Below are 17,972 nucleotides of genomic sequence, written 5' to 3'. Positions count from 1 at the left end.
ATATATTGGGAAGCAAAAATAAATTAAAACGTTTCGAAGAAAATGAAACGTTTAAAAATGTCATTCAACCAACTAGAGAAGAGGTTACTACCAACTTTTCTTTAAAAGGAAAATGGCATTCTTTTTTTGGAAACAACAATCCTATTGTTGTTGAGTTAGGCTGTGGTAAAGGTGAATACACAATTGCTTTGGCTAGAAAAAATCCGAATAAAAACTATATTGGTATCGATATAAAAGGCGCTCGTTTTTGGCGAGGAGCAAAAACTGCATTAGAGGAAAATCTAGAAAATGTAGCTTTTGTAAGAACTCAAATTGAGTTGGTCGATTTTATTTTTTCAGAAAATGAAGTATCAGAAATCTGGATTACTTTTCCAGATCCGCAAATAAAATTTCAACGTACAAAACATAGAATGACAAATTCTAGTTTTATGAAAAAATACCATCATATATTAAACGAAGAAGGAATCATGAACTTAAAAACAGATTCTGAATTTATGCATGGTTACACTTTAGGTTTGTTGCATGGTGAAGGTCATGAAGTTTTATACGCAAATCACACAGTTTATAAAAACGAAGGAGCTCCAAAAGAAGTTACAGAAACTCAAACTTTTTACGAAAATCAATATTTAGAAGTTGGTAAACCTATTACGTACATCAAGTTTCGATTAAATTATTAAGCTGTGTCATTACGAGGAAGCGAAGCAATTTGTTTTTTGTTTTACAAAGTGTTTCCTTAATTGTTTTCTTTGTTAAAGACAATGTATTTAAATAGTACTCAGTGAATCTCTGTTGTTTTCTCTGAAACTTTGTGTAATAATGTTATCTTCACTTGATGAAAGAATCCGACAATTTTTTTGATAAAGTTTACCAAGTTGCACGCTTAATTCCCTTTGGTCGAGTTACAAGTTACGGCGCAATTGGCACTTATTTAGGCGCAGCAAAATCAGCAAGAATGGTTGGTTGGGCAATGAATAAAGCACATAATTTAGAAGATGTTCCTGCACATAGAGTTGTTAATAAAAAAGGATTATTAACAGGTAAACACCATTTTGATGGCACAAACCTTATGCAACAATTGTTAGAAAACGAAGGAATTGTTGTTGTTGAAAACCAAATTCAAAACTTAGAAAAAGTTTTTTGGAATCCTACGGATGAATTATCTTAATATTTCATAATTCATCAAAAATTTACATATTAATTACAAAAACAGATTGTTAGTTCAAGTGTTTTTTTTAGAATATATTAAAGAGAATTTTCTGTTTAAAATAACGCTATAAAATCTCTTCATCAATAAATAAAAAATCGCAATCTAATCACTTTAATTTCTTAATACTAAGCCGTATCTTTGCAATCAAGATTAAATAAAAATAAGACGTGAGTTTTACAAAGCAAGATATATACAAGGCATTAGAAACTATTACAGCTCCTGGAGAAGGTAAAAGTTTAATTGAGAACAATAATGTTACAAATATTGTAACTTTTGGAAATGAAGTAATTGTTGATGTTACTATTAGCAACCCAACTTTACAGGCGAAAAAGAAAATTGAAACTGAAATTACGAAAGTAATTCAGACAAATGTTGATGAGAAAATTGATGTAAAAATTAATTTAAAAGTTGTTGCAGCTGCACCAAAAGAAAATCCGAATCAAATTAGAGGAAAAGAAATTCCTAATATTAAAAACATTATTGCAATTGCATCTGGTAAAGGTGGCGTTGGTAAATCTACAATTACAGCAAATACAGCAATTTCTTTAGCTAAAATGGGCTTTAATGTTGGGGTTTTAGATGCAGATGTTTATGGACCATCGCAACATATAATGTTTGATGTAGAAAAAGCAAAACCACTTTCTGTAAATGTAGAAGGGCGTTCTAAAATGAAACCAGTAGAAAATTACGGAGTTAAATTATTGTCTTTAGGGTTTTTTACAAATCCAGATCAAGCAGTAATCTGGCGTGGACCAATGGCTTCAAAAGCATTAAACCAATTAATTTTTGATGCAGATTGGGGCGAATTAGATTTTCTTTTAATTGATTTACCTCCAGGAACTGGTGATGTACATTTATCAATAGTACAAGCATTACCAATTAATGGCGCAGTTGTAGTAAGTACACCACAAAATATTGCATTAGCAGATGCTAAAAAAGGAGTAGCAATGTTTCAGCAAGAAAATATTAACGTTCCTGTTTTAGGAATCGTAGAAAACATGGCATACTTTACACCAGAAGAATTGCCAGACAATAAATACTATATCTTTGGACAAGATGGAGCAAAAAATTTAGCAGAAGACATTAAGACAAAGTTTTTAGGCGAAATTCCATTAGTACAAAGTATTAGAGAATCTGGCGATGTTGGTCACCCAGTAGCTTTACAAGAAGGCACAATTTTAGAAAAAGCATTTAATGATATTACTAAAGAAATGGTTGCCGAATTATTAAAAAGAAATGCAAATTTACCACCAACAGAAGTAGTTAGAATTACAACAATGAGTGGTTGTAGCACAAAATAAAATAAGATTATGACAGAGCAAGAAACATTAAACAATGTAGAAAAAGCATTAGACGAAATTCGTCCGTTTTTAATGAGCGATGGAGGTAATATTAAGCTTTTATCTATAGAGAATTCTATTGTAAAAGTTCAGTTAGAAGGCGCTTGTACAGGTTGTTCTGTAAATCAAATGACTTTAAAAAATGGTGTGGAAGCAACAATTAAAAAATATGCGCCAAAAATTGAAAAAGTTATTAATGTAGCTTAAAATATTTTGGGCGTTACCTAAAGGTCGGGCTTTTCGCACTCGCTTTTTTTACTTGAAAAAAGTAAAAAAGAGCTCAAACAAATGCTTTAATCCCTAACGCGCTCATCAGTATAAAAAAAGCCTCACAGATTTTAAAATTTGTGAGGTTTTTCTATCAAAAAATAATAATGAAATTAAATTTCATATTTTAGATAAAAATTAGCATCATGATTTTAGTAATAAATTGTTTTGGTTATCAAAAGATCCCAATGGATTTGATTTGTTAATGTTTGCATTAGGTTCTTTTGTTGTAATTTAAATTTTTATTACAATAGAATTCTAAAAAGCAACTTTAAAGAAAATAATATTCAAACTAAAAAGATAATTTCTCGTTGGCCAAAATTGTTAGTTTATCTTCTATTTATAATTCCTAGTATAATTCTGTTAGTTGAATTTTAAAATTTTGAAAAACTCTTCACTAATTTAGATATATTTATGTTAAGCTCTTTGGCTACACTGATATTGTATTTAAATATGATTCCAGAGATTAGAAAAATAGTTAAAAGACCAAGATTAGATAATCCAATTTATCAAACTAAAATATTTTATTACAAGCTAACAGTGCAGAGGTTAACTTTGCAATATCAGAAACAAAAACTTCTGTTATGGTAAAAGTTTTAGCATTCGTATTAATACTATTTTTAGCATTTACACCTTTTCAAGAATTTCTAGCACTTTAGTTTTAGTTGTTGTATAACAATCTTTTACTATATTTGTAGAACAACGAAATCGATTGCGATGTTTTCAGATTTACTTACATTTCTAAAATTTTTAATAAAACGCAACCCCGAGTAAGGCTTTTTTCTGACGATAAAACCTATTCAGAAAACTCGGCATTAAAATCTTTCTCCTTTTTAATAGAAGTAAAAGGTTTTAATCTTCCTATTTTTTAATCCTTTAAAACATTAAAAAAAATGCCTTTTTATCATAAATTAGGAGAAATTCCACCTAAAAGACACACACAATTTCGTAAAAAAGACGGCAGTTTGTATTACGAACAACTCTTTGGTACAATTGGTTTCGACGGAATGTCTACCAACTCGTATCACGAGCACAGACCAACAATGGTAAAAGAAATCAGAAAACAATACTCTGTAAAACCAAAAATTGCCAAAGCAAATAATATCCAATCTTACAGATTTCGCGGATTTCAAGTTCCGCCAGAAAACGATTATTTAGAAAGTAGAAAAATCATTTTAACAAATACAGATTGTAACATTATTTTATCAGCACCAAGAAAATCAACTACAGATTATTTTTATAAAAATACAGATGCAGATGAGGTGATTTTTATCCATAAAGGAACTGGAAAACTTCGAACCCATCTTGGAAACATCGACTTTAAATACGGAGATTATTTAGTAATTCCACGTGGAATTATTTACAAATTAGATTTTGATGATGAAAATAACAGGCTTTTTATTGTAGAATCTTATTCGCCAGTTTACACACCAAAAAGGTACAGAAACTATTTTGGTCAGTTGTTAGAACATTCGCCATTTTGTGAGCGAGATTTAAGAAGACCTTACGAATTAGAAACACATAATGAATTAGGAGATTTCTTAATCAAAGTAAAAAAACAAGGCGAAATTATAGAAATGATTTACGCTTCACATCCTTTTGATGTTGTTGGTTACGATGGTTATAATTTTCCATATGCATTTTCAATTCACGATTTCGAACCAATCACTGGGCGAATTCATCAGCCACCACCAGTGCATCAAACTTTCGAAACCAATGCATTTGTAATTTGCAGTTTTGTGCCGCGTTTGTACGATTATCATCCAAACGCAATTCCGGCGCCATACAATCACAGTAACATCGATTCCGATGAGGTTTTATATTATGTCGATGGAGATTTTATGAGCAGAAATGATATCGACCAAGGTCATATTTCATTGCATCCAGCAGGCATTCCTCATGGTCCACACCCAGGAACCACAGAAAAAAGTATCGGCAAAATAAAAACCGAAGAATTAGCAGTTATGGTAGACACTTTTAAGCCTTTAATGGTAACAGAAGAAGCTATGAAAATTGCAGATGAAGAGTATTATAAATCTTGGTTATAAAAGCCCATCCCAGCCTTCCCAAAGGGAAGAAGTTAGCAACATACTCAAAAAACTATGTTTTCTATGTTGCTATGTGGTCAAAAAAAGTTCATTAAAATAATTATTAGAAGCTATTTCCAGCTTTCGCTACTCGCTTTTTTTATTCAAAAAAGAATAAAAAAGAGCTCAAACAAACCGCTCAATCTGGGCTAAACTTGTTTGTAAACGAATTGCCTTAATGAGAGAAATAGCTAACTTAAAATAACAAGACTCTCAACGCCCAGTTAAGAGTTCCCTCCCTTTGGGAGGGTTAGGGTGGGCTATAGTTTATGTATACATTAGAAAAAATATTTGAAGGAGCACAAGATTTCCTTCCATTGTTAGGAACAGATTATGTAGAGTTTTACGTTGGTAATGCAAAACAAGCTGCACATTTTTATAAAACAGCTTTTGGTTTTCAATCATATGCATATAAAGGACTAGAAACAGGTTCTAAAGATGTTGTGAGTTATGTGTTAACGCAAGATAAAATCAAATTAGTTTTAACAACTCCGTTAAATAGTAAATCACCAATAAATGATCATATTGTAAAACATGGCGATGGTGTAAAAGTAGTTGCGCTTTGGGTAGAAGATGCAAGAAAAGCCTATGAAGAAACAACTTCTAGAGGAGCAAAGTCTTACATGGAACCAAGGGTTGAAACAGATGAAAACGGAGAAGTTGTAAGAGCAGGAATCTATACATATGGAGAAACGGTGCATATGTTTGTAGAACGCAAGAATTACAGAGGAACTTTTTTACCCGGTTTTAAAAAATGGGAATCAAGTTACAATCCACCAATTGCAGGTTTAAAATACATAGATCACATGGTTGGTAATGTTGGTTGGAATCAAATGAATGTTTGGGTAAAATGGTATGAGGATGTTATGGGATTTGAAAACTTTTTATCTTTCGATGACAAACAAATTCATACAGAATACTCTGCATTAATGAGTAAAGTAATGTCTAACGGAAATGGAAGAATTAAATTTCCTATTAACGAACCAGCAGAAGGGAAAAAACGTTCTCAAATAGAAGAATATTTAGATTTTTATGAAGGAGCAGGAGTACAGCATATTGCTGTTGCAACTGATGATATTATTGCGACTGTAACTCAATTACGTTTTAGCGGCGTAGAATTCTTATCAACTCCGCCAGAAGAATATTACAGAGCAGTTCCTGGTAGATTAGAAGAATATAGCCATGAATTAAGAGAGGATATCGAAAGTTTAAAAAAGTTAGGTATCATGATTGATGCTGATGAAGAAGGTTATTTATTACAAATATTTACAAAACCAGTAGAAGACAGACCAACGTTGTTTTTCGAAATCATTCAAAGAATGGGGGCAAAAGGTTTTGGAGCAGGAAATTTTAAGGCATTATTTGAATCTATTGAAAGAGAACAAGAAAAAAGAGGAACTTTGTAAAAGGTGACAAGACAAAAAAGGAGCCAAGAATCAAGATTTAACATCTTATTTCTTGGTTTTTTATTTTAATAAAACTTCAATAGAAAGGTGAAATAATCTTTAATTTTTATATTAAATTGCATCCATAAAGTCCAAAAATCAAAAATTATCTTGATTCTTGGCTCAAATTATCTTGATTCTTAAAATATATGAACAGAGACGAAATTTTAAAAGCAATAGAAGAAAAGTACGATAAATTAGGTGTTCCAGTAGATGCAATGTTAGAAGGTTTGTTGCACAGTACACCAATTACATATTGGGATTATATTCAAACAGATGCACTTTTAGGTCTGCAAATACCAAGAACTACGCAGCCAGATGAAATGGTTTTTATCATGTATCATCAGGTAAATGAGCTGTTGTTTAAAATGGTTTTGTGGGAAATTGATCAAGTGGCAAAAACAATAGAAATTACTGCAGATAAATTTTCTATGCATTTAGGTAGAATTAGCAGGTATTTTGATATGCTTTGCAGTTCTTTTACGGTGATGGCAGATGGAATGGAACGTGAACAATATCTAAAATTTAGAAATACATTAACTCCTGCAAGTGGTTTTCAAAGTGCTCAATACAGAAAAATAGAATTTGCATCCACAGAGTTAATTAATTTAATTGATGTGCGTTATAGAGATACAATTGATAGAAATTCTTCATTTAAAAATGCTTACAACCATTTGTATTGGCAAGCTGCTGGTAAGAATTATACAACTGGTCAAAAATCAACATTATTAAATCTTTTTGAGAAAAAATATATTGGAGATTTTATAGATTTTATGGAAGATTATAATGATATAAACTTGTCTTTAAAATTTAAACAATTGCCAAAAGAAGTGCAAGAAAATCAAGATTTAATAAAAGCAATGCGTCATTACGATTATACAGTAAACGTAAAGTGGGTGATGGCTCATTACAATGCTGCAGCAAAATATATTGGAGGAAATGACTCTGAGTTAAAAGCTACTGGCGGTAGTAATTGGCGAAAATATATGCATCCAAAATATCAACGAAGAATTTTTTATCCTTATTTATGGAGTGAAGAAGAACTAAAAAATTGGGGAACCTTTTAAAAACTTATGTTTTTAGTAAATAATTGATAAAATAATCTTTTTTCATTTTGGAACGGTTATTGTCAATCCTTTTTTATAAGTTTGGTTTTCTATGAAAAAATATATTCTATCACTTTTTATCTTATTCTTTTTGACAACTACTTTTAGTCAAGAAAAGCCACTTGCTTTTAAAAGTGGAGAATGGTTGCGTTATAAAATGAGTTACAGTGGTTTTCTAAGAGCAGGAACTGCAATTTTAGAAGTTGATGAAAAAGAATTTAATGGAAAAAAAGTTTTTTATTCTAAAGGAAAAGGTTGGACATCTGGTATGATAAAATGGTTTTTTGAAGTTGATGATACTTATGAATCATTTTTTGATAAGGATTCTGTAAAACCTTATTTGTTTAAAAGAAAAATAGATGAAGGTGGTTATAAAAAGCATAGAATAACATCATTTAATTATGATTCTAAAAAAGCATATGTTCAAGATTTTACGTTACAGAAAGATACTTTGGTAGGTTTTACAAATGTACAAGATATGATGTCTTCATTTTATTTTTTAAGAAATACAGAAACATCAGGTTTAAAGATAGGAGATGAAATAAAATTAGATATGTTTTTAGATGCTCAAATATATCCTTTTAAGCTTCGTTTTCTAGGAAGAGAAGTTTTAAAAACAAATTTTGGAAAAGTTAATTCTTTAATTTTTAGACCTTTGGTTCAGTCTGGTAGAATTTTTAAAGAACAAGAAAGTGTTACGCTCTGGATTACTGATGATGCAAATAAAATTCCGATAAAAATGATGGCTTCTTTGGCTGTTGGTTCTTTACGAGCAGAATTGGAAGGTTATAAAGGTTTGGCAAATCCTTTTCATAGTTTTTAATAAAATTTAACAAATTAGATTAGTTAACTTCTACTTTTTGTTTCTATATAAATCAATTTTATTTGTACTTTTGAAATCTATCCAGAAAAGTATATATTTTTGAAAAAAATAGCCATTTTATTAGCTCTAATATTGTGTTTCTCATCTTGTAAAAAAGAAGAAAAGAAACCAGAAATTAAGATTGAAAAACCAGAACCAAAAACAGAAATTAGATTTGGTTATAAATTAGATGACTATAAAGTTATACAAGATACCATTAAAAAAGGAGAAAGTTTTGGAGCCATTTTAGACAGACATCATGTTTATTATCCAAAAATAAACCAAATTGCAACTTCAATTACAGATATTTTTGATGTTAGAAGAGTTAGAGCTGGTAAACCTTACACTATTTTAGCTAGCAAAGATTCTACAGAGCAAGCCCAAATTTTTATTTACAAACACGATAAAATAAATGCTACTGTCGTAGATTTTAAAGATTCTTTGGTTACTGCAACACTTTTTAAAAAACCTATAAAAATTTTAGAAAAAGAAGTATCAGGAGTTATTAACTCTAGTCTTTCTGTTACTATGGATAGCTTAGGGTTAAAGCCAAATCTAACTTGGTCAATTGCAGATATTTATGCTTGGACCTTAGATTTTTATGCACTTCAAAAAGGAGATTCTTTTAAGTTTGTGTATGAAGAAAAGTTTATAGATGATACTATTTTTGCTGGATATGGAGATGTGAAATCTGCAGTTTTTAAACATAAAGGGAAAGATTTATTTGCTTTTAGATTTATTGCAGATTCTATAAATGGAATTCCAGAGTATTATGACGAAGCAGGAAATATGTTGCGTAGTCAGTTTTTAAAATCTCCAATTAAATTTCAATATAGAATTTCTTCAAGATATAACTTAAAAAGAAGAATTGCCTATTATGGTAACAAAATAAGACCTCATAGAGGTACAGATTTTGCAGCAAAAATAGGTACGCCAATTATTGCAACTGCAAGCGGAACAGTTATAGAGTCTACTAGAAGAGGTGGTAACGGTAAATTTGTTAAAATTAAACACAACAGTACATATTCTACTCAATATTTACATATGAGTAAAAGAAAAGTAAATAAAGGAGATTATGTAAAACAAGGAGATGTTATTGGTTGGGTAGGAATGACAGGAAATACTGGAGGACCACACGTGTGTTATCGTTTTTGGAAAAATGGAAAAGAAGTAGATCCTTTAAGTCCTAAAACAAAATTACCTGAAGCAGAACCTTTAAAAGAAAGTATTAAACCAAAGTATAATAAGTTTATTCAACCTCTAAAATATCGATTAGAGAACAAAAAAGTTCCTATAACAAAACCTCAAATAATTACCGAAATTATTGCAAAAAAATAATAAATGGCTTTAAAAAACATCAACCCAACCACAACAAAATCTTGGAAAGAATTAACAAATCATTTTAATGATATCAAGAATATCAAAATTAAAGATTTGTTGAAAGATCAAAATAGAAAAGAAGATTTTTCTATTGAATTTGATGATTTATTAGTAGATTTTTCTAAAAACAGAATTACAAAAGAAACAATAGGTTTATTAGTAGAATTAGCAAAAGAAGTTGATTTAAAAGGAGCTATTGAAAGTCAGTTTACTGGTGAAAAAATAAATGTTACAGAAGATAGAGCAGTTTTACATACAGCACTAAGAAGCACTTCTGATGAGCCAGTTTTGGTTGACGGGAAAAATATTAAACCTCAAATACAAGCAGCTTTAAGAAAAATAAAAAGTTTTTCTAACAAAGTTATTTCAGGAAAATGGAAAGGATATACAGGGAAATCTATTACTGATATTGTAAATATTGGTATTGGTGGTTCTGATCTTGGTCCAGATATGATTGTAGAATCTTTACAGTTTTACAAAAATCAATTAACAACACATTTTGTTTCTAATGTAGATGGAGATCATGTTTCTGAAGTTATGAAGAAATTAAATCCAGAAACTACATTATTTGTAATTGTATCTAAAACTTTTACAACGCAAGAAACGATTACAAATGCAGAAACTCTTAAAAACTGGTTTTTAAAATCAGCAACAATTTTTGATATTCCAAAACACTTTGTCGCAGTTTCTACAAACTTAGAAGCAGTTGATAGTTTCGGAATTGATAAAAACAACGTTTTTCCAATGTGGGATTGGGTTGGAGGTCGTTTCTCTTTATGGTCTGCAGTAGGTCTGTCAATCAGTTTATCTGTTGGTTTTGATAACTATAAAGCGCTTTTAGAAGGTGCGGAAGAAATGGATATCCATTATAGAAACACAGATTTCGAAGAAAATATTCCTGTTGTTTTAGCATTGATAAGTATTTGGTATAATAATTTTTACTTAGCAGAAACAGAAGCAGTTTTACCTTATACACAATACTTAAAGAAACTTCCAGATTATTTGCAACAAGCAACTATGGAGAGTAATGGTAAAGGTGTTGATAGAAATGGTGATAAAGTAGATTATCAAACAGGAACTATTGTTTGGGGAAGCACAGGTACAAATATGCAACATGCTTTTATGCAATTAGTACATCAAGGTACAAAGTTAATTCCTGCAGATTTTATTGGATATAAAGAGTCATTATATGGTTTAAAAGATCATCACAAAAAATTAATGGCAAATTATTACGGACAAATGGAAGCTTTAGCTTTTGGAAAAACTAAAGAAGAGGTTCATTTAGAGTTAAAATTTTCTGGAGACGAAGATAAAATTGCTACTCTTTTACCTTTTAAAGTTTTTGAAGGAAACAGACCTAGTAATGCTATCCTTTTTGATAAATTAACACCAAGATCTTTAGGTAAATTAGTTGCCATGTATGAGCATAAAATTTATACACAAGGTATTTTATGGAACATTTATAGTTTTGATCAATTTGGTGTTGAATTAGGAAAAGAATTAGCTAAAAAATTATTGAATAATCAATAGAATTGAGTTTTGTAAATTAATAATTTAACGATTCTGCATTTTTGTAGTAAATTTATTAATGTTTTGTTGTTGATTTACTTTTTTTAATTTTTTTTATATATATTGCGAGCTTATTAATGTTATGTTAAACTTAACATTCTATTAACATTTAGACTCTGCAAAAGTGTCAATTTTGCAGAATATTTTAAAACATAAAATTAAACAATGAAAAATTTTAAAAACTTATTATTTCTAGCTTTGTTTTTTGTAACGGCTACAGTTTTAGGACAGACTAAAATTACGGGTACAATCGTTGATGATACAAATCAACCTTTACCAGGAGCAAGTGTTGTTGTAAAGGGTACAACAAACGGAACATCAACAGATTTTGATGGAAAATTTACGTTAAAAGCAGATTCTAGTTCTGGTGTTATCGTTATCTCCTTTATTGGGTTTAAAAAAAGAGAGGTATCTTTTTCTTCTTCTAAATCAAATTTAAAATTAATTAAATTAGAGGAAGATGCTGGTGCTTTAGATGAAATAATTGTTACTGCTACTTCATTTGCAATTGATAGAAAAACGCCAGTTGCGGTTTCTACTATTAAAGCTGCAGATATTGAAGCTAAATTAAGTAACCAAGAATTTCCAGAAATTTTAAAATCTACACCTGGTGTTTACGCAACAAAATCTGGTGGTGGTTATGGAGATGGAGAAATTAATTTACGTGGTTTTAGAACTCAAAACATTGCTGTAATGATTAATGGTATTCCTGTTAATGATATGGAAAACGGTGCAGTGTATTGGTCTAACTGGGCAGGTTTGTCTGATGTTACTTCTGCAATGCAGGTTCAAAGAGGTTTAGGAGCTTCTAAAGTTGCAGTGCCTTCTATTGGAGGAACAATAAATATTATTTCTAAATCTACTGATGCTGTTAAAGGTGGATCAATAGTAATGAGTACAGGTAATGATGGTTACCAAAAATATGGAATGACTTTATCTACAGGAATGATGGATAACGGTTTTGCTGTTACAGCTTCTGCTTCTAAAGTTTCTGGAGAAGGATATGTAGATGGTTTACAATTTGAAGGTGTAAACTATTTTTTAAATGTTTCTAATCAAATTAATGATAGTCATAAATTATCTTTTAATGCAATTGGTACAATTCAAGAGCACGGACAAAGATATAATAGAAGAACTATTGCAGAATATGAAGCAACAGAACAAGGAGGAAAAAGATTTAATCCAGATTGGGGTTATAGAAATGGTAAGGTAGAAAATAGTTCATTTAACTTTTATCATAAACCACAGATTTCTTTAAATCATGATTGGACAATTTCTGATAAAACATTTTTAACAACTTCGGTTTATGCTTCTTTTGGTTCAGGAGGAGGAAGAAGAACTCAAGGAACAAAATTCACTTCAGATTCTTATAGATTAGGAGACTTCGATCAGCCTATTAACTTTGATCAAATTGTAGCAGAAAATGTTGCAAGTGGTGCAAATGGAGCAACTGATATATTTGCAGCTTCTAAAAACTCTCATGAGTGGTATGGTGTTTTATCAACATTAAAAACTGATTTATCAGAAACCTTAACTTTATCAGGAGGTATAGATGCTAGATCTTATGTTGGTTCTCACTGGTATGAGGTAACAGATCTTTTAGGAGGTCAGTATTTCTATAATGATGATCTTGAAGAAAAAACAGGTGGTCAAGCTTTAAAAGTAGGAGACAAGTTTAACAAAGATTATGATGGTAAAGTAGGTAGATATGGTTTATTTGCACAATTAGAATATAGTAAAGATGATTTATCGGTATTTTTCTCATCTTCTGTATCTAACTCAGTATATAGTAAGGTAGATAGAATGTCTTACGGTGCTGAAGATAGAGAGTCAGAATCTGCTAGTTTTATGGGATATAGTACTAAAGGTGGTGCAAACTACAATTTAGATGAAAAACAAAAAGTATTTGCTAATATTGGGTATTTTTCTAGAGCTCCAATTTTTGACAATGTATTTGATAGCGATTATAGTGTAGATTTATACGACGGTGCATTAAATGAAAAAGTATTTAGTTTAGAGTTAGGTTATGGTTTTAAAACTCAAGTTTTCTCTGCAAATGTTAACTTATATAACACATCTTGGATAGATAGATTTATGACATTTAGCCTTCCTGGAGCTGATGGAGAATTTATTACATCAAACGTTACAGGCTTAGATGCTTTACACCAAGGTATAGAAGTAGATTTCTTATTTAGACCAATCGAAAAATTAGCTATTACTGGTATGGCTTCTTTAGGTAATTGGAGATGGAAAGATGATGCATCTGCAAATACTTTTAATGACACTACAGGTGAGTTAATAAGTAGTGAAACAATTTATGCAAAAGACTTAAAAGTTTCTGATGCAGCACAAACTACTTTTGCATTTGGTATTAAATATGATGTATTAGATAAAACTAGTATCTCATTAGATTACAATTATGCAGGAGATAATTATGCAACTATGAATGTTACTGGTAGAACAGCAGATTCACCAGAAGAGGCAGATAGAACTAACACTTGGAAACTACCTAACTATCATTTATTTGATTTAGGATTAAGACATGGTTTCGAAATTGCTGGTTTAAATTCTACATTATCAGCAAACATGAATAATATTTTTGATGTAGAATATATTTCAGATGCAAATAACGGTTCTAATTCAAGTTATGATACTGCTCAAGTTTATTATGGAGCAGGTAGAACATTTAGTTTAGGTTTAAAAGTTAAATTTTAGAAAAATAAAAAGATGAAAAAAATACTTTTATTATTAACAGTTTTTTCAATGGTATTCACTTCATGTGATCCATTAGAAGATATTTACGAAAAAGTTGAAGGAAGAGATATTGCTGGTGAAGTTACTTATACGCTTACTGATGATGATTATGAGTCATTAGGATTTGATAATCGTTACTTTAGTTCAGAAGATGAGGCAAAATCTTTATTGCCAAGTTTTTTATCTGAAAAATACCCACTTTGGGGTAGTGGATCTACAGCTTCAGTTTTATATAAGATAGAAACTTTAGGAGATTATACTGGTGCAGTAGAATACTCTTTAGCAATTACAGATTATCCATCAAATTTTACAGATAACGCTGTAGCTTTTTATGAAAATGAAAACACAAGTGATGTTTTATCTTCTATTTTAGAAGCTAACTTTACAACAGCTGTTGAAGGTGATGTTGTTTTAGCTAAATATAACCAATATGTTGGTGAAACAGAAAATGGAATTTCAGAATTTTATTCTAGAGATTTTGCAAGTGAAAAATCTTTATTAGATTTTGAAGCTGTGAGTGTTATTGGGGACCAAACATGGGTAGCTACTCAATATGGAATAGAAATGTCAGGTTACGATGGTGGGAGATTTGAAAATGAAGATTGGTTAATTTCAACAGATATTGATTTATCTAGTTTCCCAAACTCAACGTTGCAAGTAAATCAAACTTTTAACTATGGAGATCCTTCAGGATTTAGCGTTTTAATTTCAACTGATTATACAGACGATATTGCAACAGCTACTTGGGATGTTATTAATTTAGTTAACGTACCAGACGGGACTACTTGGGATGATATAGTATCTGATGAATATAGTTTAGCTGCTTATAATGGAAAAACTATCAATATTGCGTTTAAATACACATCTACAGGTTCTAATACAGAAACAGGTACTTATCAAGTAAATTATGTTTCTTTAAAAGCAGCAGGTGTAGAAGGCGAAACAGAAGGTGTTTCAGAATTTTATACTTTTGATGGTAGTGCTTGGGAATTATCTGAAGGTGTTTATTATATAAGTGATGCAGACTTTGATTCTATGGGAGAAGCTTCTGGTCAACCAGGTAGATATAATAATTTTAGTAGTTCAACTGCTCCTAATGATTATTTACCTACTTTTCTTAAAAGTAAATTGCCTTACGCACAAGAAGGAGATGTATATTCTTTAGTATATAGATATTACGATGGTGCTGCTATATTAAAAGGAAGTACTTATTCTTATTCTAATGGTGTTTGGGGAGATTTCAATTACACAATAGATTTTTCACATGATGGAATTACTTGGGCTCCAGCAACTAAATACGAACTTATTCCTGAAGATTACACATTAATTGCAGATACTTATAGAACTGTAGAAGGTTTTGAAGCTCCAGTTGCTAACTTAGAAAGCTATGGAAACATTAGTACTTTTAACTGGGAAGATGAACAAATAGATGCAGCAATTGGTACGGTTTTAAAAACTCGTTTCCCAGATGCACAAGAAGGGCAAAATTTTGATGTTATAGTATTCGTTTATAACGGTTCTTCTCAAAATATGACTTTTAATTATACCCTTTCATCAGGCGTTTATATTAGAAGATAATATTATTGTTTTTAATAAAATAAAAAAACCACCTCGAACGAGGTGGTTTTTTTATTTATAAAATTAGTAACTTTACATCGTTAAAATACAACATTAAATTTATGAAAGACATACATTCTTATTGGGCTTATTTAGTTTTAGCAATTTTAATTTTTGCTGTAGTAAACGCTATTATTGGGTTTACTCAAAAAAAACAATTTACAGATAAAGATTTACGCATTGGTTTATTTACTTTAATAGTATCTCATATTCAATTATTAATTGGGTTAGGATGGTATTTTATGTCACCTTGGTACAAAGCACTAAAGGAAAATGGAGCTGAAGTTATGGGCGATAAAGCAATTAGATTATTAGCTGTAGAACATCCAATAATGATGATTTTAGCAATTGTATTTATAACAATTGGTTGGTCTAAGCACAAAAAGAAAATAGAAGATGCTGCAAAATTTAAAACATTTGCAATATTTTACGGAATAGGTTTATTATTAATACTCTCTAGAATTCCTTGGAGTAATTGGTTTTAAGTATGAAAATTATAAGTTATATATTATCATCTATTTTTGCTATAGTATTTTATTTATTTCTAATTATCTTTCATCCTTTGCAATGGCTGGGTTTAAAAATTTTTGGTTATAAAGGTCACAAATTTGTTGTAGATTATATGAATTGGTTTTTAACCAAATCACTATTAATACTTGGAACATCAGTAACTGTAAGAAATAAACAAAAATTACCAGAAAATACAACTCTAATTTTTGTTTCAAATCATCAAGGTATGTTTGATATTCCTCCAATAATTTGGGCGTTTAGAAAGTATCATCCAAAATTTGTATCTAAAATAGAATTAGGAAAAGGAATACCAAGTATTTCTTTTAATTTAAGACATGGTGGCGCAGCCTTAATAGATAGAAAAGATGCAAAACAAGCAATTAGTACATTAGCTAGTTTTGCTAAAAAAATTAATAAAAATAATTGGTCTGCAGTTATTTTTCCAGAAGGAACAAGAAGTAGAAACGGGCAACCTAAATCTTTTGCAACAAACGGCTTAAAAGTGCTGGCAAAATATAATAAAGAAGGTTATATTGTGCCTTTAACAATTAATAATTCTTGGAAAGTGTTTAGGTATGGTAAATTTCCGTTAGGAATTTTTAGCCCAATTAAAATTACAACACACCAACCAATTAAAATAGATTCACTACCTTTTGATGAATTAATTGCACAAACAGAAAAAGTTATAAAAGAACACATAAAATAATACAATTATGTCTATAAAAAACATCAGAATAGAAGTAATGCAAACACTAGAAAAGAATATTGATAGTTTTGTAGAAAAATTTCTAATTCCGGCAGAAAAAATCTGGCAACCAACAGATTTTTTACCGAACTCTCAAAAAGATACTTTTATTTCAGAAGTAGAAGAAATAAGAGAACTTTCTAAAGAATTACACGACGATTTTTGGGTGGTTTTAGTTGGAGACACAATTACAGAAGAAGCTTTGCCAACATACGAATCTTGGTTGTTAGATTTAGATGGTGTTACACAACAACCAGATAATGGTTGGGCAAAATGGGTAAGAACTTGGACCGCAGAAGAAAATAGACATGGTGATGTTTTAAATAAATACCTATATTTATCAGGGAGAGTAAATATGAGAGAAGTAGAAATTACAACGCAACATTTAATTTCTGATGGTTTTGATATTGGTACAGCATCAGACCCATATAAAAACTTTGTGTATACAAGTTTTCAAGAATTAGCAACTTACATTTCGCATAACAATGTTGCTAAAATTGCAAGACAAAAAGGGCACAAATCATTAGCAAAAATGTCTAAAATTATTGCAGGTGATGAAATGCGTCATCACATTGCGTATTCAGAATTTGTAAAAGAAATTTTCAAAATAGATCCAAGCGAAATGATGTTGGCTTTTCAACACATGATGAAACATAAAATAGTAATGCCAGCAATGCATTTAAGAGAATCTTTTGGTGCAAAAGGTAGTTTATTCGATGATTTTTCTACAGTAGCACAAAGGATTGGCGTTTACACAGGTTTCGATTATGTAGATATTCTTAAAAAACTTACAGTAAATTGGGAAATAGATAAAATATCAAACCTTACTCCAGAAGCAGAAAAGGCAAGAGATTATCTAATGAAACTTCCAGATAGAATGTACAGAATTACAGAAAGAATTACTGTTCCAGATACAAATTTTCAGTTTAAATGGATGATTCCTGCTTAAAATATTTTAAAAAAGTATTAGAAGCTATTTCCAGCTTTCAACTATATCTTTTTGCTGAAAAAGCAAAAAGGATGCCGTTTCAATCTGGGCTAAGTCTATTTGTTAGCTTTTAGTTACAACTATAAAATCCTTCA

15 protein-coding genes are annotated in these 17,972 nt (G+C 30.2%); all 15 read left to right on the top strand.

Going from position 1 to position 17,972, the window contains the following annotated elements:
- Window positions 1–5 precede the first annotated feature (5 nt).
- The 15 genes from trmB (at window position 6) to BLT70_RS15105 (ending at window position 17,838) form a co-directional block, all read left to right on the top strand.
- Window positions 6–677 (top strand): tRNA (guanosine(46)-N7)-methyltransferase TrmB, encoded by a 672-nt coding sequence (gene trmB / locus BLT70_RS15175; protein ID WP_091896270.1) that lies wholly within the window; start codon window positions 6–8, stop codon window positions 675–677.
- A 155-nt stretch (window positions 678–832) separates the two neighbouring features.
- Complete coding sequence (locus tag BLT70_RS15170) at window positions 833–1,165, top strand: MGMT family protein (RefSeq protein ID WP_091896267.1); 333 nt, start codon at window positions 833–835, stop codon at window positions 1,163–1,165.
- 209 nt (window positions 1,166–1,374) lie between these two features.
- Entirely contained in the window at window positions 1,375–2,508 is a 1,134-nt protein-coding gene (locus BLT70_RS15165) for an Mrp/NBP35 family ATP-binding protein (protein WP_091896264.1), read from the top strand.
- Between the two features lie 9 nt (window positions 2,509–2,517).
- Window positions 2,518–2,754, top strand: a complete 237-nt coding sequence (locus BLT70_RS15160) for a NifU family protein (RefSeq protein WP_091896261.1) — start codon at window positions 2,518–2,520, stop codon at window positions 2,752–2,754.
- Window positions 2,755–3,707: 953 nt separating this feature from the next.
- On the top strand, window positions 3,708–4,862 hold the full coding sequence (locus tag BLT70_RS15155) for a homogentisate 1,2-dioxygenase (protein ID WP_091896258.1): 1,155 nt from the start codon (window positions 3,708–3,710) through the stop codon (window positions 4,860–4,862).
- Between the two features lie 308 nt (window positions 4,863–5,170).
- Entirely contained in the window at window positions 5,171–6,307 is a 1,137-nt protein-coding gene (gene hppD, locus BLT70_RS15150) for a 4-hydroxyphenylpyruvate dioxygenase (RefSeq protein ID WP_091896255.1), read from the top strand.
- A 188-nt stretch (window positions 6,308–6,495) separates the two neighbouring features.
- Window positions 6,496–7,413: a tryptophan 2,3-dioxygenase family protein gene (locus tag BLT70_RS15145; RefSeq protein WP_091896252.1), complete on the top strand. Its 918-nt coding sequence runs from the start codon at window positions 6,496–6,498 to the stop codon at window positions 7,411–7,413.
- Between the two features lie 91 nt (window positions 7,414–7,504).
- Entirely contained in the window at window positions 7,505–8,275 is a 771-nt protein-coding gene (locus BLT70_RS15140) for a DUF3108 domain-containing protein (protein WP_091896249.1), read from the top strand.
- A 99-nt stretch (window positions 8,276–8,374) separates the two neighbouring features.
- Complete coding sequence (locus BLT70_RS15135) at window positions 8,375–9,652, top strand: peptidoglycan DD-metalloendopeptidase family protein (RefSeq protein ID WP_091896246.1); 1,278 nt, start codon at window positions 8,375–8,377, stop codon at window positions 9,650–9,652.
- Window positions 9,653–9,655: 3 nt separating this feature from the next.
- Window positions 9,656–11,224 (top strand): glucose-6-phosphate isomerase, encoded by a 1,569-nt coding sequence (gene pgi / locus BLT70_RS15130; RefSeq protein WP_091896244.1) that lies wholly within the window; start codon window positions 9,656–9,658, stop codon window positions 11,222–11,224.
- A 204-nt stretch (window positions 11,225–11,428) separates the two neighbouring features.
- Window positions 11,429–13,978, top strand: coding sequence for a carboxypeptidase-like regulatory domain-containing protein (locus tag BLT70_RS15125; protein WP_091896241.1), 2,550 nt, complete (start codon window positions 11,429–11,431; stop codon window positions 13,976–13,978).
- A gap of 12 nt (window positions 13,979–13,990) precedes the next feature.
- Window positions 13,991–15,595 carry a choice-of-anchor J domain-containing protein gene (locus BLT70_RS15120; protein WP_091896239.1) on the top strand — a complete coding sequence of 535 codons (1,605 nt, stop codon included), beginning with the start codon at window positions 13,991–13,993 and terminating at the stop codon, window positions 15,593–15,595.
- Between the two features lie 101 nt (window positions 15,596–15,696).
- Window positions 15,697–16,119: a hypothetical protein gene (locus BLT70_RS15115; protein WP_091896236.1), complete on the top strand. Its 423-nt coding sequence runs from the start codon at window positions 15,697–15,699 to the stop codon at window positions 16,117–16,119.
- Between the two features lie 2 nt (window positions 16,120–16,121).
- Window positions 16,122–16,850: a 1-acyl-sn-glycerol-3-phosphate acyltransferase gene (locus tag BLT70_RS15110; protein WP_091896233.1), complete on the top strand. Its 729-nt coding sequence runs from the start codon at window positions 16,122–16,124 to the stop codon at window positions 16,848–16,850.
- Window positions 16,851–16,857: 7 nt separating this feature from the next.
- Complete coding sequence (locus tag BLT70_RS15105) at window positions 16,858–17,838, top strand: acyl-ACP desaturase (protein WP_091896230.1); 981 nt, start codon at window positions 16,858–16,860, stop codon at window positions 17,836–17,838.
- The last annotated feature ends 134 nt before the right edge of the window (window positions 17,839–17,972 follow it).

It is taken from the genome of Polaribacter sp. KT25b (assembly GCF_900105145.1).
Classification (GTDB): Bacteria; Bacteroidota; Bacteroidia; order Flavobacteriales; family Flavobacteriaceae; genus Polaribacter.
Note: the sequence above shows the minus strand (reverse complement) of the source record. Positions and strands in the feature narration are given on the sequence as shown.

Excerpts from the sequence above, each read along its gene's own strand:
- hppD (WP_091896255.1), top strand. The coding sequence starts at position 5,171 with ATGTATACATTAGAAAAAATATTTGAAGGAGCACAAGATTTCCTTCCA.
- BLT70_RS15115 (WP_091896236.1), top strand. The coding sequence starts at position 15,697 with ATGAAAGACATACATTCTTATTGGGCTTATTTAGTTTTAGCAATTTTA.
- BLT70_RS15155 (WP_091896258.1), top strand. The coding sequence starts at position 3,708 with ATGCCTTTTTATCATAAATTAGGAGAAATTCCACCTAAAAGACACACA.
- BLT70_RS15140 (WP_091896249.1), top strand. The coding sequence starts at position 7,505 with ATGAAAAAATATATTCTATCACTTTTTATCTTATTCTTTTTGACAACT.
- BLT70_RS15120 (WP_091896239.1), top strand. The coding sequence starts at position 13,991 with ATGAAAAAAATACTTTTATTATTAACAGTTTTTTCAATGGTATTCACT.
- BLT70_RS15125 (WP_091896241.1), top strand. The coding sequence starts at position 11,429 with ATGAAAAATTTTAAAAACTTATTATTTCTAGCTTTGTTTTTTGTAACG.
- BLT70_RS15105 (WP_091896230.1), top strand. The coding sequence starts at position 16,858 with ATGTCTATAAAAAACATCAGAATAGAAGTAATGCAAACACTAGAAAAG.
- BLT70_RS15110 (WP_091896233.1), top strand. The coding sequence starts at position 16,122 with ATGAAAATTATAAGTTATATATTATCATCTATTTTTGCTATAGTATTT.
- BLT70_RS15145 (WP_091896252.1), top strand. The coding sequence starts at position 6,496 with ATGAACAGAGACGAAATTTTAAAAGCAATAGAAGAAAAGTACGATAAA.
- BLT70_RS15170 (WP_091896267.1), top strand. The coding sequence starts at position 833 with ATGAAAGAATCCGACAATTTTTTTGATAAAGTTTACCAAGTTGCACGC.
- BLT70_RS15160 (WP_091896261.1), top strand. The coding sequence starts at position 2,518 with ATGACAGAGCAAGAAACATTAAACAATGTAGAAAAAGCATTAGACGAA.
- pgi (WP_091896244.1), top strand. The coding sequence starts at position 9,656 with ATGGCTTTAAAAAACATCAACCCAACCACAACAAAATCTTGGAAAGAA.